The sequence below is a fragment of the Methylococcus capsulatus str. Texas = ATCC 19069 genome (assembly GCF_000424685.1).
GTDB classification, from domain to species: Bacteria; Pseudomonadota; Gammaproteobacteria; order Methylococcales; family Methylococcaceae; genus Methylococcus; species Methylococcus capsulatus.
Genome location: NZ_AUKJ01000003.1, coordinates 12,708 through 38,464 on the forward strand (window position 1 = coordinate 12,708; position 25,757 = coordinate 38,464).

22 protein-coding genes, 4 tRNA genes and 2 pseudogenes are annotated in these 25,757 nt (G+C 63.5%); 17 read left to right on the forward strand and 11 right to left on the reverse strand.

What is annotated here, in order from left to right; genetic code table 11:
- Positions 1-8: 8 nt before the first annotated feature.
- From H156_RS0100095 to H156_RS0100105, 3 genes are all read right to left on the reverse strand, one after another.
- The gene (locus tag H156_RS0100095) at positions 9-1,538 is read right to left on the reverse strand and encodes an NADH-quinone oxidoreductase subunit 5 family protein (RefSeq protein WP_017364915.1); all 1,530 of its coding nucleotides are present in this window, start codon (positions 1,536-1,538) and stop codon (positions 9-11) included.
- Positions 1,539-1,583: 45 nt separating this feature from the next.
- Positions 1,584-4,805 (reverse strand): DUF2309 domain-containing protein, encoded by a 3,222-nt coding sequence (locus H156_RS0100100; RefSeq protein WP_081504034.1) that lies wholly within the window; start codon positions 4,803-4,805, stop codon positions 1,584-1,586.
- 73 nt (positions 4,806-4,878) lie between these two features.
- Positions 4,879-6,345: a complex I subunit 4 family protein gene (locus H156_RS0100105; protein ID WP_017364917.1), complete on the reverse strand. Its 1,467-nt coding sequence runs from the start codon at positions 6,343-6,345 to the stop codon at positions 4,879-4,881.
- Positions 6,346-6,578: 233 nt separating this feature from the next.
- Between H156_RS0100105 and gltX the strand changes: the two genes are divergently transcribed.
- On the forward strand, positions 6,579-7,979 hold the full coding sequence (gene gltX / locus H156_RS0100110) for a glutamate--tRNA ligase (protein WP_017364918.1): 1,401 nt from the start codon (positions 6,579-6,581) through the stop codon (positions 7,977-7,979).
- 1 nt (position 7,980) lies between these two features.
- Positions 7,981-9,378: a cysteine--tRNA ligase gene (gene cysS, locus H156_RS0100115; RefSeq protein ID WP_017364919.1), complete on the forward strand. Its 1,398-nt coding sequence runs from the start codon at positions 7,981-7,983 to the stop codon at positions 9,376-9,378.
- A 12-nt stretch (positions 9,379-9,390) separates the two neighbouring features.
- Here the strand turns inward: cysS and H156_RS0100120 are convergent, their stop codons facing one another.
- The gene (locus H156_RS0100120; RefSeq protein WP_010959856.1) at positions 9,391-10,251 is read right to left on the reverse strand and encodes an NADP-dependent methylenetetrahydromethanopterin/methylenetetrahydrofolate dehydrogenase; all 861 of its coding nucleotides are present in this window, start codon (positions 10,249-10,251) and stop codon (positions 9,391-9,393) included.
- Positions 10,252-10,376: 125 nt separating this feature from the next.
- On the opposite strand from H156_RS0100120, the gene fchA reads away from it, so the two are divergent.
- The 6 genes from fchA to H156_RS0100155 all read left to right on the forward strand — a co-directional run bounded on the left by fchA (position 10,377) and on the right by H156_RS0100155 (position 12,760).
- Complete coding sequence (fchA, locus tag H156_RS0100125) at positions 10,377-11,000, forward strand: methenyltetrahydrofolate cyclohydrolase (protein ID WP_010959855.1); 624 nt, start codon at positions 10,377-10,379, stop codon at positions 10,998-11,000.
- 85 nt (positions 11,001-11,085) lie between these two features.
- Positions 11,086-11,162, forward strand: a tRNA-Pro gene (locus tag H156_RS0100130).
- 6 nt (positions 11,163-11,168) lie between these two features.
- Positions 11,169-11,245: transfer RNA gene (locus tag H156_RS0100135), tRNA-Arg, on the forward strand.
- 9 nt (positions 11,246-11,254) lie between these two features.
- A tRNA-His gene (locus H156_RS0100140) sits at positions 11,255-11,330 on the forward strand.
- 12 nt (positions 11,331-11,342) lie between these two features.
- A tRNA-Lys gene (locus H156_RS0100145) sits at positions 11,343-11,418 on the forward strand.
- 1,078 nt (positions 11,419-12,496) lie between these two features.
- A complete protein-coding gene (locus H156_RS0100155) occupies positions 12,497-12,760 on the forward strand; it encodes a hypothetical protein (protein ID WP_228370260.1) in 264 nt (87 codons plus the stop codon).
- A gap of 330 nt (positions 12,761-13,090) precedes the next feature.
- On the opposite strand, the gene H156_RS0100160 is transcribed toward H156_RS0100155, so the two are convergent.
- Genes H156_RS0100160 through H156_RS17280 form a run of 3 tightly spaced genes read right to left on the reverse strand, consistent with a single transcriptional unit; the run spans position 13,091 to position 15,411 of the window.
- Positions 13,091-14,248: a GGDEF domain-containing protein gene (locus tag H156_RS0100160; protein ID WP_017364922.1), complete on the reverse strand. Its 1,158-nt coding sequence runs from the start codon at positions 14,246-14,248 to the stop codon at positions 13,091-13,093.
- Positions 14,218-14,511, reverse strand: coding sequence for a transposase (locus H156_RS17735; protein ID WP_081504031.1), 294 nt, complete (start codon positions 14,509-14,511; stop codon positions 14,218-14,220). Before H156_RS17735 ends, H156_RS0100160 begins: the two co-directional genes overlap by 31 nt.
- A gap of 54 nt (positions 14,512-14,565) precedes the next feature.
- Positions 14,566-15,411: an HNH endonuclease gene (locus tag H156_RS17280; RefSeq protein WP_202948219.1), complete on the reverse strand. Its 846-nt coding sequence runs from the start codon at positions 15,409-15,411 to the stop codon at positions 14,566-14,568.
- A 710-nt stretch (positions 15,412-16,121) separates the two neighbouring features.
- Between H156_RS17280 and H156_RS0100170 the strand changes: the two genes are divergently transcribed.
- The 5 genes and pseudogenes from H156_RS0100170 (at position 16,122) to H156_RS0100190 (ending at position 19,307) form a co-directional block, all read left to right on the forward strand.
- Positions 16,122-16,478: a hypothetical protein gene (locus H156_RS0100170; protein ID WP_041360703.1), complete on the forward strand. Its 357-nt coding sequence runs from the start codon at positions 16,122-16,124 to the stop codon at positions 16,476-16,478.
- Positions 16,479-16,632: 154 nt separating this feature from the next.
- Positions 16,633-17,043 carry a GFA family protein gene (locus H156_RS0100175; protein ID WP_017364924.1) on the forward strand — a complete coding sequence of 137 codons (411 nt, stop codon included), beginning with the start codon at positions 16,633-16,635 and terminating at the stop codon, positions 17,041-17,043.
- 173 nt (positions 17,044-17,216) lie between these two features.
- Positions 17,217-17,876, forward strand: a pseudogene (locus tag H156_RS15540) (NnrU family protein).
- Between the two features lie 125 nt (positions 17,877-18,001).
- Entirely contained in the window at positions 18,002-18,346 is a 345-nt protein-coding gene (locus tag H156_RS0100185; protein WP_010959847.1) for a 4a-hydroxytetrahydrobiopterin dehydratase, read from the forward strand.
- Positions 18,347-18,404: 58 nt separating this feature from the next.
- On the forward strand, positions 18,405-19,307 hold the full coding sequence (locus H156_RS0100190; RefSeq protein WP_017364928.1) for a TIGR01777 family oxidoreductase: 903 nt from the start codon (positions 18,405-18,407) through the stop codon (positions 19,305-19,307).
- A 34-nt stretch (positions 19,308-19,341) separates the two neighbouring features.
- Here H156_RS0100190 and H156_RS17615 read toward each other — a convergent pair.
- Positions 19,342-19,566, reverse strand: a pseudogene (locus tag H156_RS17615) (carboxyvinyl-carboxyphosphonate phosphorylmutase); the annotation flags it as partial.
- Between the two features lie 545 nt (positions 19,567-20,111).
- Between H156_RS17615 and H156_RS16855 the strand changes: the two are divergent.
- A complete protein-coding gene (locus tag H156_RS16855; RefSeq protein ID WP_154656607.1) occupies positions 20,112-20,384 on the forward strand; it encodes a hypothetical protein in 273 nt (90 codons plus the stop codon).
- Between the two features lie 490 nt (positions 20,385-20,874).
- On the opposite strand, the gene H156_RS16860 is transcribed toward H156_RS16855, so the two are convergent.
- Positions 20,875-21,027, reverse strand: coding sequence for a hypothetical protein (locus H156_RS16860; RefSeq protein WP_154656608.1), 153 nt, complete (start codon positions 21,025-21,027; stop codon positions 20,875-20,877).
- 144 nt (positions 21,028-21,171) lie between these two features.
- Positions 21,172-22,422 (reverse strand): porin, encoded by a 1,251-nt coding sequence (locus tag H156_RS0100210; protein ID WP_017364931.1) that lies wholly within the window; start codon positions 22,420-22,422, stop codon positions 21,172-21,174.
- 263 nt (positions 22,423-22,685) lie between these two features.
- Between H156_RS0100210 and H156_RS0100215 the strand changes: the two genes are divergently transcribed.
- Together H156_RS0100215 and H156_RS0100220 are read left to right on the forward strand one after the other, a co-directional pair.
- Complete coding sequence (locus H156_RS0100215) at positions 22,686-23,981, forward strand: ammonium transporter (protein WP_050998162.1); 1,296 nt, start codon at positions 22,686-22,688, stop codon at positions 23,979-23,981.
- 19 nt (positions 23,982-24,000) lie between these two features.
- Positions 24,001-24,324 (forward strand): hypothetical protein, encoded by a 324-nt coding sequence (locus tag H156_RS0100220; RefSeq protein ID WP_010959842.1) that lies wholly within the window; start codon positions 24,001-24,003, stop codon positions 24,322-24,324.
- 20 nt (positions 24,325-24,344) lie between these two features.
- Here H156_RS0100220 and H156_RS0100225 read toward each other — a convergent pair whose 3' ends face one another.
- Complete coding sequence (locus H156_RS0100225; protein ID WP_010959841.1) at positions 24,345-24,659, reverse strand: hypothetical protein; 315 nt, start codon at positions 24,657-24,659, stop codon at positions 24,345-24,347.
- A gap of 476 nt (positions 24,660-25,135) precedes the next feature.
- Between H156_RS0100225 and H156_RS0100230 the strand changes: the two genes are divergently transcribed.
- Entirely contained in the window at positions 25,136-25,756 is a 621-nt protein-coding gene (locus H156_RS0100230) for a class I SAM-dependent methyltransferase (protein WP_036245771.1), read from the forward strand.
- Position 25,757 lies beyond the last annotated feature (1 nt).

Genomic DNA, 25,757 nt, shown 5'->3' on the forward strand with positions numbered 1-25,757 from the left:
AATCCCTTTCACCCGACCGCGAACAGTGAAATCAGCAACACCAGGCACACGTAGCGTGGCTCGGCGAGCAGCGCCTCGAGCCGCTGCAGGGCACGACCGAGACGCCGTCCCGCCCGCCACAGGTCGAGGCCGACGCCCCGCAGAACCAGACGGTCCTCGAACCAGTGCAGGACATCAGCAGTGCGGGCGACGATCCAGCCCGGCAGCCCCCCGATCCGCCGCTCCGCCTCTGCGCCCAGCGGCACCCCGATACGCCGCTCCTCCCAGTTGGCGAGCGCCGCAAGCGCCTGGACCGCGGGGACCGGGGCATCGAGGAGACGATCCAGCACCCGGCGGTCGAAAGTATCGAAGTCGTCCGCCAGGCGCTGCACCGGCAGGACGCAGGCGCGGTCCACTGCGGGCTCCAGCCAAAACCGGTTCAGCGAGGCGGCGTAGCCCCGGCGGCTTTCGGCCAGCCAGGCCGGCAAAGGTCGGGGCGGCTGTCCGGAAAGCGCATGCATCAGCCCGGGCGCGGCGAGGAACTGGTAGCCACGAACGACGGCATGGGCGAACAGATGCCAGAACGCGAGCTGCCAGAACCCCAGGCCGCAGGCCAGAAACATCAGTCCGACCTGGGCCAGAGTCGAAAACGCCAGAGCGGATTTGACGTCGGTCTGGCTGAGCCCGCAGAAATAGCCGTAGAGCGCGGTCGCGAGACCGGCCGCCGCCATCAGCGCCGACACCGCCTCGGCCTGGGCGAACAGGGGTTCGAGCCGCAGCACCAGGTAAACCCCGGCATGGATCATCAGCGCCCCGTAGAAAAGCGTGCTCGACGGCGTCGGCCCCTCCATGGCGCGCGCCAGCCACGGCGAGAAAGGCACCTGGGCGGATTTGGCAAAAGCCGCGACCAGGAAGCACGCAGCCACGAGGTTCTGCTTCTCCGGCGAGAGCCGCGCCAGGCCGGCCAGCAACCTCGACCACTCGAGCTGACCGGTCCAGGCGAAGCTCAGGGCGATCGCCAGAACCAAGCCGGCGTCCCCCACACGGTTGGTGAGGAAGGCTCGGGTGGCGTTGCCCGCCGCAACCGGACGATCGTAGGCGTAAGCAATCAGGAGGTAGGAGCAGACCCCGGCCAGCTCCCAGCCGAAAAACGTCAGCACCGGATTCCCGGCCAGCACCAGGAGCTGCATCGCCCCGGTGAACAGGCTGAGCACCAGGAAGAACCGGTGGAAGCCCCGCTCGCGGTGCATGTAGTCAATGGAAAAGTGCGCGACCAGGTAGGCCATGAGGGCGATCAGCACGGACAAACCCGAGCTCAGACGGTCGAGCTGGAGGCTGAGGAGCACGCGGTAATCCGCACTGGCCAGCCAGGTGCCCAGCACCGTTCGGGCATCGAGAATGCCGGCGGATCCCAGCACCAGCAGCAGCAAAGCCAGCAGTCCGGATGCCCCCAGCGCCGCCAGCGCGATCCGGGCGCTCACGCGTTCGCAGGATTCGCCCTCCAGACGCCCGAGCGCGATGCCCGCGGCGATGCAGAACGCGGCTGCTGCGGGCAGCATTGGAATCAGAACAGCGGCTTTTTCGAGAGAGGCCATCGCGGGGCGTCAAACGGCGATCAAGGCAGGAGCCAGCGGCTCGACATGGCCCTCGAACCAGTCGGTCGAACGGCCGCACAACGCCATATCGGTCGCCGCGCCGGCCCAGGGAACAAAGCCCCGTTCCGGATCGAACACCGAAATCGTACCGTCGCCCGGGTCGATCGCGGACAACAGGATCCAGCCGTTGCCGACCAGCTCCCGGATCGGCGGCTGGCGGCGGTAGATCGCCGCCAGGATTTCCGGCGTCTGCTCCACCACGACCTGCAGCCGCATGGCTTCGTGGACTTCGGCCATCTGCCGCGGCAGACCGGTACGCAGATCGCTGGCGGCGCCCTCCATGATCCCGAACAGGCCGGTCACGTTGTGGGCGACCTTGGAACCGCAGCCATGGCGCTCGTTGTTCACCGTGGAAAAATAGTATTCGAGGTTGATACCGGCCCCCACGGGACCCGCCGCCAGCAGGATCCCTTCCAGGATGCGCCCTTCCGGATCACGGGTCGGGTCGTAGGAAATCAGGAACACCCGGCGGTCGAGGAACAGACCCCGGCTGACCGAACGCCGGCCGATCAGGGCGGCGGCATTGGTCGCATGACCCAATTCCGGCCGTGCCTGACTGAAATCCACCGAGCGCGCGCTGACATGGCGCAGCGCCCGGGCCGGCGAGGGCCGCCGGGGCGCCGAGGCGAAACGGCGGCAGCGCTCCTGGGCCGAAAGCCGGCAGGCCTCGTCCAGCTGCGCTGCGAAGGCATGCCAGCCGATGCGGCTCAAAGGCGGGATGTCCTGCACGTCGAACCAGGTGATTTCCTCGCTGCAGGTGTTGTGCTCGGCGCCGACGAACCAAGTGTCCGCCGGTACTACCAAGCCCCGCTGCGCCAGTTGCTCCCGGACCTGGGGCCGGTTGGCCATGGCTGCGAACACCCGCGCATTGGGACCGCCGTGGCGCCCGCTGCAGGCCCCGCAGTCGTAGGCCGCGAGGTGCGGGTTGTTCCGGCTGGCGGAACCGTGCCCCATCAGCACCACGATGGGCGCGAAGCCCTGAGTCAGGCCGATGTTCAGCAGGAATGCCGCCACCCGGTCCGCCTGTTCCGCGTCGGTCAGGCCCGGGCGGGGCTGCTCCGGACCGGCCGGCGCCGCATCATCCGCCGCATGCAGCGCCAGCGTGGTCGGCACCTCGGGCATCCAGAGGTCCGCCAGCCAGCGGGACAACGTCGCCGCCCAGCGCGGCAGCAGGACCTTCGCGATCAGGCCAACCGCGACGCCAGGAGCCACCAGATCGATCAGCAGGTGGGAGCTGAGCAAGTTGCGCCGGATTTCCTGATTGAAGACCCGGCCGAGCAGCCGGACGACTCCCCGCCTATGGTCGTGCAATCGCCGAGCCGCTTCCTCGCCGGGGCGGGGAACCTCGCGCACTTCGTGGGAGGGTGTGACGACGATCGGGCACAGGGCCGAAGGTTCGGCATCGTCCAGCCCCTGCCAGTACATGGGAATTCCGAAAAATCCCGCGGCCCCCAGGGTCTCGACGGCGGGGTTCAGTTCTTCCAGATGGCGACGGACGCCCTCCTCCCGGTCATCCATGCAGAACACGATCTGCGCCTGAGGGCGCTCGTCGCGGGTGGCCCAGCGCCCGCGCCCATGGTTGCTGGCCAGTGCGTTGAACAGAGGCTCGCGGTAGTGGCGTTCGTAGGCGCACAGCCACAGGTAGCCGCGCTGCGCGGGCGTCAGCTCGTCCAGCGCGCAGAGCAGCCGTTCGATCTCGCTGGCCGACAATGCCTGGACATCGTGCGCCGAAAGCCCCAGATGCTGAGCCAGCTTGAACAGCCGCCAGCCGCTGCCGTGGAGGCGAATGCGTAGGTCCCGCCCTGCCCCGGGCGCGTGGCGCCAGGAAAAGATCATGTCGGCAGCGACACGCCACGGCTTCCTGTCGACGCGCTCACAGCCGGCCCGCCGTACCAGATCGGCACACGTCGCGGCCAGGAACTCCGGCAGGTCACCGCAGTACAAGGCGTGACGAACCACGAACTCGGAAAGATGAGCCTCGAAATAGCGTGCCAGTTCGCCGATGTGGCCGCCGATGCCCCAGGTTTCCGAACAGATCCGCCCCAGGTAGCGGCGGTCCAGGATGAGGCGAACCGCCAGATAGTCCATCAGGCTCACGGGCACCGTCCGGTTGGCCCGGTAGAGCGGGCGGTGGGCCCGCCAGTTCATCATCCCGGACCAGCCGGGCAGTTCCAGCGCCAGGCGCTCCAAATAACCCTCCCAGTACGGCAAGGGGATGCCTCGCTGCTCGAGCTCGAAGACGACCACCTCGGCCGGATCGTCGGGCAGAGCGTCCAGCTCGGCGTGGCCCAACGGAACCTCGCCAAGCCCCCCTTCGGCGCCATGCCGCATGGAACGCTTCCAGGCCGCATAGAATCCCAAGCTCCGGTCCGGAGAATGCCAGGCGGCCAGCCCTTCGTCGAGGTGCGAAGCGCAATGGCGAATGAGCTGGGGCCGGACGCGGTCGAGCACGTCCTGCCCAGTCAGCTTCAGTATGAAGCCGCGAAGGGTTTGCTCCCGGCCCACGGCATCGATCTCTTCGGCAAGCAAGGCACGCGCCTCCTCACGCATGGCTCGATGCGACACCGAAAGCCCGCCGCCGGAGGATTCGGCCTTGAAATCAGCGTACAGCGCTTCGGCGTGGGCGATGGCGTGACCCAACAGATCCTCCGGATGCGAGGCGGTGTAGTCGCCCAGCCCGAGCCGTTCCAGACAGGCGTCCCACAGATCCCGCACCAGCCGACGCGAGGCGACGGCCTCTCCCCGTCCGCGCTTGGCCGACTCCATGAGCCGGCGCCGGGCTTCGGGCGAAACCTCCGGATCAAAGCGGTCGAGCGCCTCGAGTTCGTCGACCAGCCAGGTAAAACGGGCAGGATCCACGGGTTCGAGGTCCACCGTCAGCCGCAGGCGATGGATCTGGCGGCGGGTCACAGGCTCGCCGCCGGCGACGGCGAGAACTTCCTCCCCCGCCGCCCCGAGGTGGCGGTCGAGTACCGCGTCGATGTCGGCATCGTCGATGCGGCCTTTCCGGTGCAGCGCACGAAATTCGTTTTCCGGCAGATAGCCACGGATGCCGGTGAGACGCTCGGCTTCCTCCAACGCCGCTGCGAACGGCAGGTGCTGGAATCCGTGCAAGGTGTTGTGGTGCACGAAATCCCGGATCGGCGCCTGGCCCGGCAGCACGTGCTCCATACGTTGGACGGCCTCCGCCAGGCGCATCTTGAGATCGGTAAGGGAGGCGCCGCCCGGGTGGCTCATGTCCGACTCAGAGGAATTCGGGCTGCAGCGCTGCCAGATAATGTCCGATCGACACCCGGCTCAGCTCGAGCAGCGCGGCGGGCGCGAGGCCGAGCCAGACGATGGCCGCCACGAGGCAGGACGCGCCGGCGAATTCCGCCGGACGCAGGTCTTCCAGGCCGGACATCGCCGGCTTGGCCGGCCCGGCGACCAGCGCGGCGACACACCGCAGCGCATAGGCGCCGCCGACCAGGACCCCGAAGCTCGCGACCAGCATCCAGGCACCGAAATGCTGGAAGCCGCCGATCATCGCATGCAATTCGGCGACGAAGCCGACCGAGCCCGGCAATCCCATGGAAGCCAGCAGAGCCAGCACGGTAAACGCCGCGAGGCGGGGCGCGGTCCGGCCCAAGGCGCCGTAATCGGCGAGTTCGCGGGTATGGGTGCGTTCGTACAGGAGGCCGATCAAAAGAAACAGCGCGCCCGCCACCAGACCATGGGCGGTCATCTGCATCACCGCGCCGGTCAGACCCACCGGATTCATCGCGGCGAGGCCCACCAGCACGAAGCCCATGTGGCTGACCGAGGAATACGCGATCATGGCTTTCAGGTCGCTCTGACGCCATGCCAGCAGCGCGCCGTACACGATCCCGACCAGAGCAATCGCCGCCAGCCATGGCTGCATGACGACCACCGCCTCCGGCAACATGGCGCAGGCGCGGATCAAGCCGTAGGCACCCATCTTCAGCAAGGCGCCGGACAGCAGGATACTGATGGGGCTGGGCGCCTCGACATGCGCCAGCGGCAGCCAGCCATGCAGGGGAAATACCGGCATCTTCACCCCGAAGCCCGTGAGGAGGCCGAGGAAGATCAAGACCTGGCTGCCGCGCGGCAGGCCGCGCGCCACCCCCTGCATCGAATCCATGAGGGTCGAATGCTCGGCCGATGCAGCGTAGACCATGAGCAGGGCGATCAGCATGAACACCGAACCGCCCATCGTGTAGAGCACGAAATTCAGGGCGGCCCCGTGCCGGCGCTTGCCGCCCCACTGATCGATCAGGAAGAACAGCGGGATCAGCGTCAGCTCCCAGAACACGTAGAAAAGCGCCCAGTCACGGGAGAGGAACACGCCCAGCATCCCGAATTCCAGACTCAGGAAAGCAATGTAGTAGCCGCGCGGCCGGGGGCCACCCAGGCCCGCCAGCAAGGCCACGAGACAGAGGAAGGCCGAGAGCAGCACCAGCGGCAGCGAGAAACCGTCTACTCCCAAGGCATAGAAACTGCCCATGCCGGGATTCCAGGGCAGCATTTCGCTGAACTGGACGTCCGGCGAGTTCGTCTCGAAACGGATGGTGACGAACAGGGTCAACAGCAGACACAGGCCGCTGAACCCCAGGGCGATGCTGCAGGCGTGCCGGTGCCAATGGCGTGGCAGGAAGGCCAGTACCAGAGCGCCCGCAAGGGGCGTCCAGAGAAGGCAGCTCAATGTTTTCACGACGACCGGTATCCCGCGGTTTTGTCGATGGTATCGTTTCGAAAGGGGTTGCCGGCCGCTCCACGGTCACCCGTGCTTCCAGGGACGGTGCCCGCCACACGGCGCAGAAGGTTAACATGCTCCAAGAGGATGGCAAACTGCGGAACGAGCCACCTCGGCTTGCGGGTGCTCGCTCCTTGCCGTTACTCTTTGATGCTGTTTTCCGGCCACTCGTCCGTTCCGCCATCCGCACCATGTCCCCCATCAAGACGCGATTCGCGCCCAGCCCGACTGGGCTGATCCATCTCGGCAATGCGCGCACTGCGCTCTTCAGCGCTCTCGGAGGCGACGTCTTCGTGCTCAGGATCGAGGACACCGACCTTGAGCGCAGCCGTGCCGAATTCGTCGCCGAATTGATGAACGACCTGCGCTGGCTCGGTCTGGACTGGCAGGAAGGGCCGCGCGGCGCCGAACCGGATCCGGACTGGTATCAGTCGCGGCGCGGCGAAATCTACGCGACCTATTACCGTATCTTGGAGGAAAAGGGTCTGGCCTATCCCTGCTTCTGCACCCCGCTGGAACTCGAGGTTTCACGCAAGGTGCAGTTGAGTTCCGGCCGGCCGCCGCGCTATTCGGGACGGTGCGCCCATCTCCCGGCCGACGAAGTCCGCCGCAGGCATGAGGAGGGGCTGGCCGCGACCCTGCGCTTCAGGGTACCGAAAGACCGGGTGGTGGAATTCGAGGATGAGGTCCGTGGGCCGCAGCGCTTCGCCGGGGAGGACATCGGTGACTTCATCATCCGCCGCGCCGACGGCAGCCCCGCCTTCTTCTTCTGCAATGCCATCGACGATGCGCTGATGGGCATCACGAGGGTGCTGCGGGGCGAGGATCACCTCACCAACACCCCGCGCCAGCTCATGATCCTCGCCGCCCTGGATCTCCCCCAGCCCCGCTACGCCCACATCTCGCTCATCGTCGGCGACGACGGCGCGCCGCTGTCCAAGCGCAACGGCAGCCGCAGCATCAAGCAGCTGCGCGAGGAAGGCTATTTTCCCGAAGCCGTGGTCAACATGCTGGCGCGGCTCGGCCACCATTATGATGGCGCGGAACTGCTGGGACTCCCCGCGCTGCGGGCCGGGTTCGACATCCGCCGGCTGGGCCGCTCGCCGGCACGTTTCGACGTGTCCCACCTCGACCATTGGCAGGGCCTGGCGGTGCGCGGCGCTGCCGACGACACCCTCTGGCATTGGCTCCATGCCGAAACCCGGGCCGTGGTGCCGGACGCCCACCGCGCCGGTTTCCTGGACCTCGTCCGCAGCAACTGTCTGTTCCCAAAACAGGCGGATGCCTGGGCCCGTATCCTGTTCACCGACGAGCTGGAACTGGCGGCCGACATCGCCGCGGTGGCGCAGGCGGCCGGTGAGGCGTTTTACCTGGCGGCCATCGATGCCGCGACGGAGTCCCCGGACGATTTCGCCGCCTTCCTCGCCGGGCTGAAACGGCGCAGCGGCGCCAAAGGAAAGCACCTGTTCCTGCCGCTGCGGGCGGCGCTGACCGGCAGCCTGGACGGGCCGGAGCTGGCGAAGATCTATCAGATGCTCGACAAGCCGCGCCTGCACCGGCGGCTGGCCGAGTTCACCTACGAATCGGAATGACATGCTCAAGATATACAACAGCCTGACCCGGCAGAAGGAGGAATTCCGCCCTCTCGAGCCCCGTCGTGTCCGCATGTACGTGTGCGGCATGACGGTATACGACTACTGCCATCTGGGGCATGCCCGGGTCATGGTGGTGTTCGACATGGTGGCGCGCTACCTGCGGCACTTGGGGTTGAAAGTGACCTATGTCCGCAACGTCACCGACATCGATGACAAGATCATCAGGCGGGCGGTGGAAAACGGGGAAACCATCGGCGCGTTGACGGCCCGCTTCATCGAGGCGATGCACGAAGACGAGCGCGCGCTGGGCGTGCTGCCGCCCGATCACGAACCGCGCGCCACCGAGTCCATCGACGACATCCTAGCGATGATCGGCACACTGATCGAGCGCGGCCACGCCTATGTCGGCAGCAACGGCGACGTGTTCTACGCGGTGGCGAGCTTCCCCAACTACGGCCGGCTGTCGGGCAAGAACCTTGACGAGCTGCGAGCGGGCGAACGGATCGAAGTGGATGAAGCCAAACGCGATCCGCTGGACTTCGTGCTCTGGAAATCGGCCAAGCCGGGCGAGCCGTTCTGGGCATCCCCCTGGGGCCCGGGCCGTCCCGGCTGGCACATCGAATGCTCAGCCATGTCGACCCGCTGCCTAGGCGCCCATTTCGACATCCACGGCGGCGGCATGGACCTGCAATTCCCCCACCACGAAAACGAGATCGCCCAGTCGGAAGGGGCGACCGGCGAGCATTTCGTCAATTACTGGATGCACAACGGCTTCGTGCGGATCAACGAGGAGAAGATGTCCAAATCGCTGGGCAACTTCTTCACCGTGCGCGAGATACTGGCCCGCTACCGGCCGGAGGTGGTGCGTTTCTTCATCCTCAACAGCCATTACCGCAGCCCGCTGAACTATTCAGACGAAAACCTCGACGAGGCCGCCGCGGCACTGTCGCGCCTTTACACCGCACTGCGCGGCCTGGCTCCAGACCTCCCTCTCCCCTTGGGAGAGGGCCGGGATGAGGGTTTCTCCTCCCGTTTCGCGGACGCCATGCAAGACGACTTCAACACTCCCGAAGCCATCGCCGTGCTCTTCGACCTGGCACGCGAGATCAACCGCCACAAGGCGGCGGAGCCGGCCAAGGCCGCGGCGTTGGGAGCGACGCTGAAATCCCTGGGAAACGTCTTGGGTTTGTTGCAGACCGACCCGGAAGCCTATTTCAAGAGCGATGCCGGCGGTTCGGGCTTGAGCGATGCGGACATCGAGGCACGGATCCAGGCACGCATCGAGGCCCGCAAAGCCAAGAACTGGGCCGAGTCCGACCGCATCCGGGACGAACTCAAGGCCCAGGGAATCATCCTGGAAGACTCCGCCGCCGGCACGACCTGGCGGCGCGAATGAGAAGACCGGCGCTCAGGCCATGGTCTTGGCCAGCGCGAAAATTTCCTCCGCGTCGAACACCTGATCGTTACGCTCGAATAGCTTGGCGATACAGGCCCGATGCACGGCCAGCTTGAGGGTGCCGAATCCGATCGCTCCCCAAACGATCTTACCGTGCCGGTCCGTGCCCCGGTCCATCATGTCGGTCCCGCCCAACCCCAGGGGGGGAGTGGCGTTGGCATCGGCCAGCAGCTCCAGGTCGGGGCGGTCGCGCCAGTGACATTCTTCCAACAGCCGTACCCCCGCCGCCCCGGTGGCGAACACGATCTGGGCGTCGGCGATCGCCGCGGCACGCGCATCGTCGTCGAATGCCTCGACCGGCACCAGATCGACCCCGAAACGCGCCTTCATCTCGGCACAGGCGTGCTCGGCGCGGGCCATCTGCCGCGAGGTGATGACCACTTCCGAACAGCCCTCCTTCGCCAGCATCACCGCCGCCCGCTGGCCCACCGGACCGGTGCCCGCCAGCACCACCGCCTTCTTGCCCGCCAGCGTGCCGCTCGAAGCCAGCTTGGCGACCCCGGCCGCCGCGGTGGTATTGCTGCCGTTGCTGTCCAGCATCACCGACACCCGGAAATCGGCGAAAAACTTCTTCCGCACCGCCCGCAACAGATTTTGCCCTGCCACCAGGTCGCTGCCGCCCACGAATATGGCGGTGTTCTTCTTGTCCTTGGGCGCGCGGGTGAAGATGGTTCCCTCCACCAGCGGGCCGACGTTGTCGGGCGTCAAATGCCCATGGGCAATGACCTGATCGGCGCCACCGTCGTAGCCCACGACGGTGTCGAAAACGGACGGATGCAGGTCGGTATCGAATTGAAACAGCAGCTTTTTCATGGTCTAAGGTTCGTACTTGGTGTTGTTCCCGGTGATCGGCACACGGCGCGTCGACTCGTGATTTTACGCCAGCCGAAGGGCTTGCTTATAATGATCGGCCGTCGTTTTCTCAAGCACCGCGCGCCATGATCCAGGACCAGCCGATCCAGCAGTTTCTCGACGAACTCGCCAGCAAGTCGGCGACGCCCGGTGGCGGCAGTGCGGCGGCCATCATGGGCGCGATGGGAGCGGCTCTGGTCGGCATGGTGTGCAACCTGACGGTGGGCAAGAAGAACTACGAAGCCGTCGAAGCCGAAATGGCCGACGTCCTGGCAAGAGCGGACGCCTTGCGGGCGCAGTCCATCGACATGATCCGGGCGGATATCGAAGCCTTCGACCGGGTCATGGCGGCCTACGCCCTGCCTCGCGAAACGGAGGAGGACAAGGTCGCACGCAGCACGGCCATACAGGAAGCGCTGAAAGCCGCGACCGAGGTCCCTTTGGCCTGCGCCCGTCTCTGCCTGGACATCATCGGGCTGAGCGAGACTGCCGCCCAAAAAGGCAACCGCAACCTGATCAGCGACGCCGGCGTGGCCGTCATGGCTGCCCATGCCGCCCTCAAGAGCGCGGCACTGAATGTCTACGTCAACGCCAAGGGTGTGAAAGACGAAGCTTTCGCCCGGGAGCGGGTGGATCGGCTCGAGGCCCTGCTGGAAGAGGGCGAGGCGAAAGCCCATGCCGTTTTCGAAACGGTGAGGGCGAATCTTTGAGACATCGAGATTGACGGACCCTTCCTGAGACTATAGAATTTGCCACTCTTTGAGTGGCGCATCGACGAGGTTCGGCAAGCTCATCCGGGGTATAGCGCAGTCTGGTAGCGCGTCTGCTTTGGGAGCAGAATGTCGGGGGTTCGAATCCCTCTACCCCGACCAGTTCAAGCGCTTGTAGCTCAGCCGGATAGAGCATCGGCCTTCTAAGCCGAGGGTCGCAGGTTCGAGTCCTGCCAGGCGCGCCAATTTCAGTGGTGACCGTAGCTCAGTCGGTAGAGTCCCGGATTGTGATTCCGGTTGTCGTGGGTTCGAGCCCCATCGGTCACCCCATACCCGTGTCACGGGCCATTAGCTCAGCTGGTAGAGCAGCGGACTCTTAATCCGTTTGTCGTAGGTTCGATCCCTACATGGCCCACCAATTCAATCAATGGCGTCCCCGACGACTTCCGGCGTAAGGTGCGCAAGCGCTCCGTCGTCTTCACGGTCGAATGACCGGGGAGATCACGCACGGCGACCGGTGACCGTCTCCCGCAGAGCCCCGCTACGAAACCCGTGACGGCGTTGGAATCCTGATCCGGCGACCGCACCTCGTTCATCGAGCCGCAAGAAGACACCCTACTCTCCTTAAATGACGATACAAGCACCGTCAGAGCAATTGTTTTTATCTAGGAAACCCACCATTGCCTTGAATTGTCGCATGACTTTCGCCGTAGCTGGACTATGGTTCTTGCATTCTTCCCAAAGAGGAGGGGGACCACCGTATGGTAGAACTCCAAGCGCTCAAACGAAGAATGAGACGGTATATCCGGCGGCACCGGCGCGATTTGCTCTTTCCTTTCCTCATCGGCACGACGCTCATCGCCGCACTGATCACCGGGATCGTCATTTTCGGCCTGGAGTGGTAAGCGGACCGCTCAGGGCGGATTTTCGCGGGGTGGAAAAAAATCGCCTCACCCCCCTCCCCCAAGCCGACCTTGCGCAGGCTTTTTTCAGGGTTCGTCAGAACACCGTATTGGCAAGGCTTCGGGAGGTGGCACGTCGCATCGACGCCGGCTGCCAGCGAGGTGCCGGGGCGAGACATGGTCCCCCGTTTCTGGAATGCCCTGCCGCCCGAGGATTTCGCGACGGGCCCTCGGCCAGCAGCCCTTCGATGACCTTGGCGCGTGCAAGACAGGCATCGAGGGCGGTTTTTGGCCTGGGCTTCATCGCTGGTTCCAGGGAATGACCGGCGACGCAACCCCGAACGCCTCGTTACAAAGGGAAGTCCAGTGGTAATCCCCCCTCTCCCGCAAGCGGGAGAGGAGAGAAAGCCGTCGAAGGACTGGGCGGCGGTTTCCAGTTCTGCCGCCTGTCCGCCGAACCGCTCTTCGACGCCGACGGCCAGATCCGCCGCGACGTGACATTCGCGCAACTGGCCAAGTTCGTCTGGTTCGCCGAAACCGGCACCGGCTTCCCTCACCCCCAACCCTCTCCCAGAGGGAGAGGGGGCTCGATTTGTGTCATTCGATGACCCGGAGGTGCTGGAGTATCCGTGGGACCTGCCTCCCGTCGACGCCGCACCCACGGCCGATGGCCGGTTCTATCCCAATTTTCTATGCCAGTTGCCCGGCAGTGCAGACAGGCCCGGAGTGGTTCTGGCGGTGGGGCACAAGGGGGCCGATCGCTGGAACGGGGCTGAGGACGATCGCTCGATCGGGAGGTTGTGGGCCAACCTGTCGCAAGGCCGTTGCCGGTTCGTCATGGTCAAGGACGAGCGGTGAGAGTGGATCGAGCCGCTTTTGACATGACCCTCCGACTTCGCCGCCCTCGACGTCGTGCGCACTGAGGGGAAGACCCGGCCCGGGCCAAGGCTGGAACGAGAGCGTGCGGGATTCGGCCGGCTGAACGAACGGCTCCGGGAGTCACGGCGAGCACGTCTCCGGGATGAAGCGGCGGCCAGTCGATGGCCGGCCGCTGGTACGAGGTGCTGCGCGCGGCGGATCCCGGGGCCGGATGAAACGAGACCGTACCTGGGATCGCTCCCTGCCCCCGGGGAAACCCGCCTACGGCGATTCGATCGGCGGCGATGACCCGCCGCATTGCATCCGTCGTCAGACGACCGCCACTCGGTTGCGCCCGGCCTGTTTGGCGACGTACAGGGCACGGTCGGCATCATGCTTGAGCAGGGACAAATCGTAGGGTGGCCCTTCGATACAGGCGACACCGATGCTCACGGTGAGCGGTATGGCTTCTCCGCCGTAGAGGAAGCCGGCGTGCATCGTCGCCAGGCGCAGGCGTTCAGCGATGCGCTGTGCCTGGGCCCGCCCGGTGGCCGGCAACAGAACGCCGAATTCCTCGCCGCCGTAGCGGCAGAGCAGATCTCGGTGCCGCAGGCTTTCTTCCATGGTCTCCGCAACCCGGACGAGGGCGGCATCGCCCGCGGCATGACCGTGCCGGTCGTTGACCTGCTTGAAATGATCGATGTCGATCATGAGCAGCGAGACCGGCACCCGCTTCGTGCGAGCCCGAAGCAGTTCATCGGTGGCGAGGTTTTCGAACACTCGCCGGTTATAGATCCGTGTGAGCGAGTCGAACGATGCCAGCTGATGCAATTCGGCATTGAGCTCCTCGGCGACGATCAGACCGAAGCACAGAGAACCCAGGACGTTTCCGACCAGGATGGCGGAGTACGTCAACTGCTGCACCCAGTTTTCGTCCATGGGATGGACGATGGGTGAATCCAGGATGAGCGGACTCACCGCCCGGATCGCCAATACCACGCTGATGGCGAGCGCCAGGAAACCGGTGACCCGGTAAATCGACCGGCCGGAGGGAGGATCCGGACGCAGCAGAGCGCGTGCAATCATGAAGAACACCGCAGCGGCCAATCCGCTGTTGACGCTGATGCGGAGCCCGTCGTAACCGGCGTGGAGGGTGTAGGCGTTAGCGACGGCGGCAAACACGAACACGCCCAGCAGCGCGAACTTGCCGTAGACGCGCTCCCGGAGTTCCTGCACGGCGACGAAAACCAGGAGGGTTCCGCCGATCCCGAGCGTGACCGCCCCACCCAGTGCGACCGGTTCCGGAACCAGCGATCTCGCGGTCAGGACGAAAAGCGCGAAATTCATCCCCATCATCAGCCCGCCCAATGCCCACGCATGCATGCCGCGGGTGATCCGGCCGGGATATTGGGGAGCGACCAGCAGAATCATGCCGGCCTTTCCCACCGAAGCCAGCGTCAGGAGGGTATAGAAGGTATAGGGATCCATTCTTTCGCTTTCAGGCGACCGTGGCCGGGAAATGCTGCTTCTCCATCCCGTTTGGCCTTTCGCACCCACTGCTTAAGCAGCCCCTCCGACAGCTCCAACCCGCGTCCGACTTCGGCTATCGGCCTGCCACTCCTCGCAGCGAGTTCAACCGCTTCGCTCTTGAGCGCGCTGCCGTATGTTCGTCGTGTCGCACTCATTGTCATCATTGCCTCCATTCGCAGCGTGAAGGATTTATCTCTCCTTCCACTAAAACGGGGCAACATCACCCCAAGTCCGCCTGCACGCAATGTTGTACCGCTTTTGGCTTTGCAAGACTTTTACCTTTTGAGCATAGCCCGAATTTCGTTTAGGCTATACGGTGGCTTTCTCATGTGCAGCATTGCATGGCAATTGGGACAAACTGGGCATAAATCATTGATTGGGTCAACTTGATATTCTGCACAAATTTCGCCCAAAGGTTTTATATGGTGAACATGGATAAAACCTTTTCCGATTTCGCCATACTTTTCATGGAAAACAAAGCCGCAAATAATACATTTTGCGCCGTAGTGTTCAATACAAGCGTTTCTGGCTTGCGGATTACGCTCATAAGCATTTACCGTAATAGACTTTGATGCACCTTCGTAAAACTCTTGAGGCTCGTCTATTTGTTCAGGCAACAATCCCAAACCAGGTTTACTTTCCGTGTAAACCCTATCTAAAATTTCTGCTCTAAAATTCACATCAACCGCCATTTTATACATAAGCGGCTCGTGAGATTTTCGATACGGCGAAGATTTAGCCCGTCCGACTTCTGCTAAAAGTGCTTCACTCCAACTTTGGTAGATTTGCTCAGATGTCTCCAGCCAATAAAGCAATTCATGGAAATTGCCGAAGCGCAAGAAATAAGGCGGGTCAGAATCTTCACCGCGCAAGTTTCTAAATTGCCCCCACTTACCCAGATCTGGACTATCCCTCAATTGAGGGATTTCTCTGGCGGAGGCAGTAAAAATCAAGCCAACATATAGTTTTGTTTGTTCATTTTCTTTCTTTTTTCGCAAAGCAACAACATAGCGATTATTGATGGTAACCGGAAAACGCCAGCCTGTACTATTCGGCGACAAAGACATGACAAGTCGAGGATCATCGTTATCCAATCCTGTTATTTTGATGATCCGTTTCACCAATTCAAAATATGAATTGACCCATTCTCGACTCGGGGCATATTTTATCCGCTTGACGAGTAATTCAATCTTGTCGTTATCCGATGGCATATTTTGACCCAATTTTTTGACCTACAAGGGGCGGCACAATGCCCCGCTCACCTGCGGGCGGCAGCCCGTCGGGTGCAGCGGGAAGTTTGGCGGCGTAGCCGTCCGCCAAATCTTTATTATCTGTAAGCAATTGAATAACGAATTCCCCCGGAAAGACGATATCACGCAAACCGAAGAATATGATCCGCCAACCGCCTGATTGAGCGGCGAATCGGCAAGATGTGCACAATCAGCCCGAACGAGGTACGCTGGCAAACCAGAGACCGCGAGCAGCCGGCCTGCCCCATTCGACGACTGGCGCCGAAACCGGCTCCCCACCCTTCCGCAAGCTTAGCCGGTGGAAAACGGCCGGGCCGCCAGGCCGTTCTCCGTTCGATGTTGCGAAGCATGAAGCGGCGACCGACACGACCGCCCTCATGGGAAAAATTGGCACGGCACACGGGGAGGCCATGCCCTGTTCGGCATCGGCATGCCCAAAGCACACTGGCTCAAGTGTAACCGCCTGGAAGTGCCCGGGCGATCATGCCGCGCCTTCCGGGCGCATTCGGTGTAGGATGAATCCTGGACCCGTCCTGGCGACCGGCTTCGGCATTTTTTCATCGACGTCCTTGGGAGAATCCATGAAAGCCTTGATCGCGGTTTGCACGGCTTCTTTGCTTTCCGGCTGCGGCATCGTGCTACCGGCGAAGCACAACAGCGGTGATCTCGACAAACTTACGGCAGGGATGACCGAACAGCAGGTCGACCAGGTGCTCGACTCCCATTATGTGACCCTGCACGAAGGGGAAACGGCGGAAGGCAGGAACACCGTGGTCCGCTTGTATGACCTGTACGGCAGAAATACGGCCGTCCGGAACCTCCTGCTGGGTCTCCCGACTTTCACCGTCACCTGGTGGCTGGTACCGGACACCACGGCTTACGAACTGGTCTTCGTCGATCATAAACTGCAGCGATGGGCGCTCGACGAACCGGACTGAGGGACGGACTCTGGGAGATTTCCATGCCGAACGAACCGGAAGGACTCCATGATCGACCGACCGCGATCACGCCCGGGCTTCGAACGGCTCCCGCGGCTCGAGGCCGTGTCTTCACCACAACGGTTCTCATTTCCCGATCGTCACAGGAGGTTGTATGTCGGTCTCACTCAAAGGCAGTTGCCTTTGCGGCGCAGTGAAATATGAAGTCAAAGGTGACCCTCAACGCTTCTATCATTGTCATTGTTCCCGATGCCGGAAGTCGTCAGGAACCGGACATGCGACCAATCTGTTCCTCGCGAATGCGGAACTGGTGTTTGCGGACGGCCAATCCTTGCTGAAGCAATTCAAGGTTCCCGAGGCCAAACGGTTCACCCGGCAGTTTTGCAGTCGCTGCGGAAGTCAGGTCGCCCGATACGTTCCGGAAATCGACGGTGTCGTCATACCAGCCGGCTCCCTGGACGACGAAGCCCCGATCCAACCGCAGGCGCGGATATTCTGGGATTCGAGAGCCCATTGGTCTTGCGACGGGGATGCCTTACCGCGCCATGCCGAATATCCGGGCTGAGCGCTGGCGCGTGGCATGAGTGCGACGAGTCGCCAATCCGGGCGCGGACGGTTCGGGACGCGGAACACCGGCCGCCGCAAGGTACCAGACTTGCCCGGGTATCCGCCTCGATGTCCGAAAGCCGGAATCGAGGCCCTTTCCAGGAGAATCCCATGTTGAACCTTGCCCTGGCCATGCTGTTCTTCGTCGGCATCCACTTCCTCATTTCCGGCACCGGCCTGCGCGACCGGCTCGTCGCCTACCGGGGCGAACAAGCCTTCCGCGCCGCATTTTCGGTGCTGTCCTTGCTCGCGCTCGGGTGGGTCGTGTTCGCATACCGTCAGGCGCCCTATGTCGAAACCTAGGGCCAGCTCACCGGATTCAAGCCGATCGCCGCGGTCCTGATGCTGGTGTCCTTCATCTTCGTGGTCGCCGGCCTCACCACCCCGAATCCCTCGGCGGTGTCCGGCGAAAGCGTGCTGAACGATGCCGAAGCCGCCAGGGGCATTCTCCGGATCACCCGCCATCCGTTCCTGTGGGGACTCTCCCTGTGGGCGCTGGTCCACGTGATCGCCAACGGCGACGTGGCCGCCCTGTTGCTGTTCGGTTCGCTGCTGGCGCTGTGCCTTGCCGGCACGCGCTCGATCGATGCCAAGCGCCGGCGGACCTACGGCGACCGCTGGGAACGCTTTGCCGCCGCCACTTCCAACGTTCCTTTCATGGCCATCAAGGAAGGGCGCAATCGGCTCGAACTCGGCGAGATCGGGTGGCAGCGGCTGGGCATCGCCGTGGCCCTGTATCTCGCCATGCTCCATTTCCACGCGAAGATTTTCGGCGTCTCACCGTTATTCTGAGCCGGCGGGCGAACACACGGCGGGCCAGCCTGGCCTTGCCTGTGCGGTCCGGATCCACGTAATCTTGGTGCTCCGGCGGCCCCCGCCGGTCTGCTCGAACCCCTACCACAGCACGAGGTGTCATCATGGATGCCTGCTCTCTCACAGCGAAACAATGCACCCCCTGCCAGGGCGGCATTCCGCCGTTGACCGCGGAGGAAGCCGAAAAACTCCTCGTCCATGTGCCCCGGTGGGAGCTCAAGGACGCCGCGACCAAGCTGAAAAGGACGTTCCGGTTCGAGAATTTCATGGAAGCGCTGGACTTCGCCCGGAAGGTCGGCGAGTTGTGCGAGGCGGAGGGACATCACCCGGACATCGGGATCGGGTGGGGCTATTGCAGAGTGGAGTTCCAGACCCACAAGATCAATGGACTCCACGAGAACGACTTCATCATGGCCGCCAAGGTCGACGAGCTGGCGGCAGAAGCCTAGAGGGCACGCTCCGGACCGTGGCCGTCCCCGATTCACCCGAAATCAGGGGGGATCCGCCATGCATCTCCTCATCACCGGGGGTACGGGCTTCATCGGCAGAAGCCTGTGCCGTCGCTTGTTGGAGCGCGGCCACCGGCTGACCGTTCTCAGCCGGCAGGCGCCCGACACGGTGCGACGCCTGTGCGGCGAGACGGTAATGCCGGTTGCCGCCATCGACTCGCTTTCCCCGCAGGCCGGCTTCGACGCCGTGGTCAACCTGGCCGGCGAACCCATCGCCGACAAACGCTGGACCGAAGCGCGCAAACGCCTGTTGTGGGAAAGCCGAGTCGGACTGACCACGGCACTGGTCGATTACATCGCACGGGCCGAGAGCAAGCCCCCCGTGCTGATCAGCGGTTCGGCAGTCGGTTATTACGGCAACCGGGGCGATACCCTGCTCGACGAGGAATCCGCGCACGGTGACGGCTTCGGCCACCGCCTGTGTGCGGCCTGGGAGGAGGCTGCCTCCCGGGCCGCCGGACATGGAGTCCGGGTCTGCATGCTGCGGACCGGGCTGGTCGTCGGCCGGAATGGCGGCTTTCTCCAGCGGATGCTGCCCCTGTTCAGGCTGGGCCTCGGCGGCCGCATCGGGGACGGCCGCCAGTGGATGAGCTGGATCCACCTCGACGATCACATCGCCATCACCGAATACCTGATCGAGGGCGCACACCTGGAGGGCGCGTTCAACGCGACCGCACCCAATCCAGTCACCAACCGCGAGTTCACCGAATGCCTGGCGCGCCTCCTCAACCGGCCTGCGCCATTGCCGGTGCCGGCGTTCACGCTCCGGCTGGCCTTGGGCGAGACGGCGGAGCTGCTGCTCGGCGGACAGCGGGTAATACCGAAACGCCTGCAGCAGGAGCCGTTCCGTTTCCGCTACGAGCACCTCGAAAACGCGCTGCGCGACGCCCTCGGGCGTTAGGCCCCCATGCCGGCAGACCACTTCCGTCCCCGTCACCGAACATCGGGATGGACACCGCGGCACAGATGGCCCGCCCCTGGTCCGCCAATTCCCCGCAGGACAGAAGACCGGTGTGGGGCAGGGCGAGCCGGTCGGCCGAAACGGCGAACCCGCTCATGAAACCCTTCTCGAAGCCCGCCTGCTCGACCAGTCGGGCCGACATGGCGTCGTGGCAGCCGGGCATGACGCGGATGCCGGGACGGGGGCGAGTATCTGGCATGATTTGGCGGCGGGGAGGTCATCGTGCATCGGGCCTATGAGGAAAACTGAAGATAGCGCCGGGGGCCGAGCAGGGCGAGAGCGGTCCGTCATTATCCATAACCCTCTCCATGAACGGTGCTGAAAAAGGGCGCGAAGAAGGCGAACTGCTTTTCACCACCAGTGTTAAAGTGCAGAGGGAGATTCCCTTTTGGTGTCCACGGCGCTGCCACTCGCCTTCGACACGTCAGCGTTGCCATTAAGAATTTGGCCGAAAACAATTTCCCGAATCGCGTCTGCGGATCAAAGTCGACATTACCGGCGCTGTTGCACAAGGACGCCATGCCGCGCCAGCTGGGTCTCGTAGAGACGGACCAGTTCCGTGGGAATGGCCAGCATGCCATGCAATCCAGATCAGTCTATCTCGGTGTGAAGGGATAATAGACAGAAGGATAGACCAAGCAATTCAAGGCGTGTGTTGTCACACGGCAGGCAGCATGATAAAAATTTCAGGAAGCTATACGGAAACGATTCAATCAATTGTTATGTACTCGAACGGAGGTTAGCTTGAACACCAGCAGACTAAGTGAACTGCGCCAACTCGTCGATGAGGTTATGTACGCATCTACGAAAAATGAAGCGCAGCACCCGTTAAGGCGCTTGGAGTTCATCGCATCTGAATTGACGGGAATAATTGACCCTTATTTATCTGGGAAGCTTAAGGAAATAATCGCGTATGCGAAGGAAGCTTCTGGGCGTGACAGCAACAAACATCATTGGATTTCCTGCGTGAAAAATTGCTGGTATACGTTTGAAAATGGTGTAAAGCGTGGCCAGTGAGGAAGAAATGGCAATGAACACCAAGAATGCACATAACCAGTCGCTCCAGTCGACGTCAAAAAGGCTAGCGCCTTTTTGACGCTCCTGAGCTTCGCGTTAACCATCATGACAGCACTTCCCCGAACGTGACCAAGACAACCATGCGCCTGTTGAATTTTGAGCGTTTACAGGCCCGTGGCGCCAGCGCAATGACGGTCATCAAACTGAACTTTTGGCGTCGGGAATCTCCGTGGGCTAACTCAAGAAATCGAGCCATTGGAAGAAACCGAAGTCGGCGTCGCCCAGCCAGAAGAAACGCCCGACCCGCCCGATGCCGTACGGAAGGTGATCCAGAAACTGCCGGAACACCGCGCAGGACTCGCACTGGCTGTTTGTTGTAGCCGTAGACCAGAAGGATCACGCGATGCGCACCGCGCAGCCAGCCCGCCGGCCGTTCGGCGACCCTGACCACCGGTCCGCCGACGGACCGAAAGCTCGCCGTCCGCCGCGATCATCGCGGCCGGTTCCGCAGGCTTTCCATGGCCGCGACCAGATCGCGCGCCACCGGTGCGATGAAACCGCCTAGCACCGCTACGGTCAGGGCATAGGCGAAGTGCGCGCCGGTCCAGAACTCCCTGCCGCCGTAGACCGTCAACGCAGCCATGATGATGACCGTGGTCACTAATTGCCGACAGCCATTGCAGGATGGCGCGCCAGCGCCCGGCCCGTTCTTGAACCGCGACGTGATATGTTCAGGCCGCCGGCTTGAATGGATTACGCCCGCCTTCACGGGGCGTGAAGCAGGGAATCAGAATGACACGATGACATCGGCCGACAGCAGGATCTGGGAAGTCGCGTTGCCATCGTCGAAGGGACGGGTGCCGTCGGACCAGTCGTAGCGCAGGTTGGGCCGCGCGGTCAGCCAGGGAAGCGGCGACCATTTCACGCCGGCGGTCACGGCGTAATAGCTGCCGGGACCCAGTCCCATCGTCGGTGCCCGTGCCGGCGACAGCACGCGGACGCCGTCGTCGTCGCGGAACCATTCGCCGCGCAGACCGAGTGACAGATCGTCCGCCAGATCGTAGGAGAGGTACTGGACCAGGCCATACCAACTCGAAGTTTGGCCGTCCCCGCTGATCCAGCCGTGATCGTGCTGGAGGATGGCGTGCAGCCGCAGGGTGAGGTCGTGCTGCGCAACCAGGCTATAGAAGCTCAGCTCGCCCCGGGGCACGGTGGTCACGGTGCCGTTCGAGCCGTTGATCGACAGGGAGGTCTCGCCGGAATCGCTGGTCCAGGTACCGCCGCCGACGAAGGCCCAGTTCTCCAGACTGTGGTCGAATACGCCGTCCCAACCGGCGAACTGGCTGCCGGTCACTGCAGCCGCATCCAGCAGCAGGTTGTCGGTGGGCTGGTAGCTGAAACGGATACCGGTGTGGGTGAAGGGCTCCCCGTACTGCATGGCGTAGGAATGGGAATAGAAGAAGTTTTCCGGCGCCATGACGGATTCCACGCCGACCACGGTGTAGAAATGACCCAGCTTGACCGCGAGGCCGCGCCCCACCGGCACCAGCGCCTCCAGATAGGCTTGGGGCACCGCCAGGCTGTAGCGGTTGTTGTCGCTGATCTGCCGGTCCCAGCTCCCCTGAGGATCGCCGAAGGCCTGGCTGAACCAGGCGTCGGTGCCGTACAGCAGGTCCAGCCTGCCACCCAGGTCGAAGCTTTCTCCCTGGCGGTCGACCGCGCGTTCGAGGTAAAGGTAGACCTGGTTCGGCTGAAACTCGTCCGACCGATCGGAGAAGGTCACCGGACCGTTGTAACCGGAGCAGGGTTCGTCGAAATTGTGGGTGAGGCCGGCATCGATCCAGCCCCCCAAGGTGAGCCGCAGGCTTTGCATCCAATCGGCGCCGTTCGGATTCATGCCATCCGGCAGCATTTCGAACACCCCGCGCGCTTGTTCCAGGCCAGCTCCGGACACCGGTGCCATACCGCTGGCGACCCATAACAGGGCGGCTCCGGCGAGGATCGGTCCCCGCATCCGTAAGGAAAAGAGATTCACCATGGTGCATCGAGCTCGATGGCTGTCCGGTTGCTTCACGGTTCAACAATCCGAAACGCCCAAGCATGACGCGTACCATGATTCAACTCATTGAAAAACTGTCAGTTCCGTGAATTCCGACGCGGCGTTGATGCAGATCGCGCAATCATGGTGCATAGTTACCGCATGAACGCACGCTTATGGTGCTCCATCTTGCACCGCAGCGGAGCCGGTGCCTCAATAACGTGATCGAAAGCCGGACGGCCGGGCCGGTGAAGGGGGAGAAGATGAAATTTCCAGTCGCCATGATGAGAGTCTTGGCCCTGTCAGGCCTGACTTGGCCCGTGCTGGCCGCACCCGAAGGTCCGAACGCCGCGGACACCGCCTGGATACTCACCTCGACGGGACTGGTGCTGTTCATGACGATGCCGGGTCTCGCCCTGCTCTATGCGGGACTGGTACGGACCAAGAACGTGTTGTCCGTCATGGTGCAGATTTTCACCGCGACTTCACTGGTCTCGGTGCTCTGGGTGATCGCCGGCTATACCCTGGCACTGACCGACGGCGGCGAACTGCAGGCCTGGATCGGCGGCGGCAAACGCCTGTTCCTGCTGGGACTGAAAGCCGACTCGCTGAACGGCAATCTGCCGGAGGTGGTGTACTGCATGTACCACCTGACCTTCGCGATCTTTGCCCCTGCCCTGATGATCGGCGCCATCGTGGAACGCATGAAGTTTTCGGTCACGCTCTGGTTCACCGGGATCTGGACCCTGCTGGTCTATGTGCCGGTCTGCCATTGGGTGTGGGGGGAAGGCTGGCTGGCGCGGATCGGCGCCATCGATTTCGCCGGCGGCGTGGTCGTGCATACCACCGCCGGCGTGTCCGCCCTGGTCGGCGCCTGGATGCTGGGGCCGCGCCGGGGCTATCCGCGCACACTCCTGCCACCCCACAACCTGACCCTGACCGCGATCGGCGCCGGAATCCTGGCGGTGGGCTGGCATGGTTTCAGCGCCGGCAGCGCTCTGATGGCGACCGGCGCAGCGGGCATGGCCATGCTGACCACCCACATCGGCGCCTCGGTTGGCGCGCTGGTGTGGATGGCGGTGGAATGGCGGAGTTTCGGCAAACCGACCCTGCTCGGCGCCCTGACCGGCATGATCGCCGGCCTGGGCGTGATCTCGCCGGCGGCCGGGTTCGTCGGACCGCTTGGCGCCATCGCCATGGGCACGGCGGCCGGCGTGATCTGCTTCGGCGCCATTCACTGGATCAAGCGCTCGCTGCAAATCGACGACACCTTGGACGTCTTTCCGGTGCACGGCGTCGGCGGCATGATCGGCACCGTGCTGACCGCGCCCTTCGCCGCCGAGGCGCTGGGCGGTGCCGGCATCACCACGGGTCTGACGATCGGCCAGCAAACCCTGACCCAGATTCTCGCGGTAGGCTCGGTTGCCGCCTGGAGCGGGCTCATCAGCTGGCTGTTGCTGAAGATTCTGGACCGCACCATCGGCCTGCGGGTGACCCCCGACCAGGAAACCGAAGGACTGGACGTCGCCCTGCACAACAGCAAGGCTTATCACTTCTGACGGCCCGACCGGAAAGCCCATGAGCAGGATTCTGATCGTCCTTTTCTGGCTGGCACTGATGCCCTTGCCTGCGGCCGTCGGGGACGAAGCCGCAGACATCGCCAAGGTCGAAGCCGCCACCTGCGCGGGAGCCACCGTCGGCCAACGCCTCCAGGAGGAAATCCAGAGCCACAGCCGACGCGACCTGGGCTGGCGGGTGTTCGTCGAGGACGACCATCGTGACCTGGAGCGCAGTCTGCGGATCTCCAAGGCGATGGAGGCACGCTACCGGTGGCGGATCGACGCGGCCGGGAAGATCGAGCCGGTCTCCGACGCCGCCCGGCAGCTCTGTGCTCCACGCTGAGCCCGGCGCGGTGGAGCCGTTCAGTTACCGTCGGAGACGGCTAGGGGATGTAGCCGGGTCCATCCCCGCGGCACGGGGTTGCGCTGGAAGAATCCGGCGTCCGTCGTGAGTACCCGGCGCGGACGCTCGCTGAAGACGCCGCTGACGTCGCACAGAGGAACGATCCGGTCTTCTCCGCCGACCAGGCCGCGCGCCACGACGACCCCCGCCGACACGCCGCCCCTGGCGATGATGTCATGTGGGCGGAATCCCCGGATCATGCTGCCGTCCTTCAGCATTACTTGAGCCGAAAATCCCTGGTTGATCAAGCGGATCAATGTATCGATATGGTTCATGCCTTGCCGTCCTGAAATCCCGTGTTTGCCTTCCGACTTCCGTCGCTCCCTGGAGCTCCCGATTTTACCGGGCTTCGGGGCGGCGTTTTTCGAGGGGTTTTCCGTATGGGCTTGTGCGCCTTCTGCAGGAGCGACTGCCAGCAACCCAGGTACCCACCGTTCAGCGCGCGGCCTCGGCGAGGGATGTGGCGACCCTTGGAAAATTTTTGGGCACCTTGGAGGTCTCCGTCTAAAGGCACCAGTATGACACCAGTAGGGTGGCTTTCGCGGCTGAAGGCGCCAAATCGTCTGCATTCCATCCCTGCGGAAAACCCGCCGGCGCCAATATTGCGCTCCGCCCGGTCAGTTCACTGTTTCCGGCATCGCTCACCACAGCGAGCCCGTCGCGGCCCCAAAAGCATTGCCCCGTATAACCCAGCTCCATAGTATGATTAACCCCATCCCCCAACAGCGTCCGCATAGCGGTGAACGAATTCATGGAGCCCCTGGATCGGATTTCCGCCGAAACCCTCGGACATTACGAACGCAACGCCGAGGCGTTCTTCGAGGGCACGCGCGATCACGACGTCAGCCAGAACATCGCCGCCCTGCTCTCCCACATCCGGACCGAGCCACCGTTCACCGTGCTGGATTTCGGCTGCGGACCGGGGCGCGACCTGAAGGCATTCACCGAACTGGGGCACCGGGCCGTCGGGCTGGACGGCGCCTTCCGTTTCGTCGAGATGGCGAGGGATTACAGCGGTTGTGAAGTCTGGCACCAGGATTTCCTCAAACTCGACCTGCCGGAGGAGCATTTCGACGGCATTTTCGCCAACGCGACCCTTTTCCACGTGCCGAGCCGCGAACTGCCGAGGGTTCTCGGCGAGCTGCGCGCCGCGCTCAAACCCGAAGGCGTGCTGTTCGCCTCGAATCCAAGGGGCCGGAACGAGGAAGGCTGGAATCGCGGACGCTACGGCGTCTATCACGATCTCGACACCTGGCGCCGGTTCCTGACATCGGCCGGGTTCCTGGAGCTGGAACACTACTACCGGCCCGCCGGCCTGCCGCGCGACCAGCAGCCTTGGCTGGCCAGCGTGTGGCGCCGCACCGGAGGTTGAT

What these genes read in the sequence shown, in the direction of transcription:
- H156_RS0100095 (WP_017364915.1), bottom strand. Translation starts at nt 1,538, where the DNA reads ATGCTGCCCGCAGCAGCCGCGTTCTGCATCGCCGCGGGCATCGCGCTC.
- H156_RS0100100 (WP_081504034.1), bottom strand. Translation starts at nt 4,805, where the DNA reads ATGGAGCACGTGCTGCCGGGCCAGGCGCCGATCCGGGATTTCGTGCAC.
- gltX (WP_017364918.1), top strand. Translation starts at nt 6,579, where the DNA reads ATGTCCCCCATCAAGACGCGATTCGCGCCCAGCCCGACTGGGCTGATC.
- cysS (WP_017364919.1), top strand. Translation starts at nt 7,981, where the DNA reads ATGCTCAAGATATACAACAGCCTGACCCGGCAGAAGGAGGAATTCCGC.
- H156_RS0100120 (WP_010959856.1), bottom strand. Translation starts at nt 10,251, where the DNA reads ATGAAAAAGCTGCTGTTTCAATTCGATACCGACCTGCATCCGTCCGTT.
- fchA (WP_010959855.1), top strand. Translation starts at nt 10,377, where the DNA reads ATGATCCAGGACCAGCCGATCCAGCAGTTTCTCGACGAACTCGCCAGC.
- H156_RS0100160 (WP_017364922.1), bottom strand. Translation starts at nt 14,248, where the DNA reads ATGGATCCCTATACCTTCTATACCCTCCTGACGCTGGCTTCGGTGGGA.
- H156_RS17735 (WP_081504031.1), bottom strand. Translation starts at nt 14,511, where the DNA reads ATGTTGCCCCGTTTTAGTGGAAGGAGAGATAAATCCTTCACGCTGCGA.
- H156_RS0100170 (WP_041360703.1), top strand. Translation starts at nt 16,122, where the DNA reads ATGAAAGCCTTGATCGCGGTTTGCACGGCTTCTTTGCTTTCCGGCTGC.
- H156_RS0100175 (WP_017364924.1), top strand. Translation starts at nt 16,633, where the DNA reads ATGTCGGTCTCACTCAAAGGCAGTTGCCTTTGCGGCGCAGTGAAATAT.
- H156_RS0100185 (WP_010959847.1), top strand. Translation starts at nt 18,002, where the DNA reads ATGGATGCCTGCTCTCTCACAGCGAAACAATGCACCCCCTGCCAGGGC.
- H156_RS0100190 (WP_017364928.1), top strand. Translation starts at nt 18,405, where the DNA reads ATGCATCTCCTCATCACCGGGGGTACGGGCTTCATCGGCAGAAGCCTG.
- H156_RS16860 (WP_154656608.1), bottom strand. Translation starts at nt 21,027, where the DNA reads ATGGCTGCGTTGACGGTCTACGGCGGCAGGGAGTTCTGGACCGGCGCG.
- H156_RS0100210 (WP_017364931.1), bottom strand. Translation starts at nt 22,422, where the DNA reads ATGGTGAATCTCTTTTCCTTACGGATGCGGGGACCGATCCTCGCCGGA.
- H156_RS0100215 (WP_050998162.1), top strand. Translation starts at nt 22,686, where the DNA reads ATGAAATTTCCAGTCGCCATGATGAGAGTCTTGGCCCTGTCAGGCCTG.
- H156_RS0100220 (WP_010959842.1), top strand. Translation starts at nt 24,001, where the DNA reads ATGAGCAGGATTCTGATCGTCCTTTTCTGGCTGGCACTGATGCCCTTG.
- H156_RS0100225 (WP_010959841.1), bottom strand. Translation starts at nt 24,659, where the DNA reads ATGAACCATATCGATACATTGATCCGCTTGATCAACCAGGGATTTTCG.
- H156_RS0100230 (WP_036245771.1), top strand. Translation starts at nt 25,136, where the DNA reads ATGGAGCCCCTGGATCGGATTTCCGCCGAAACCCTCGGACATTACGAA.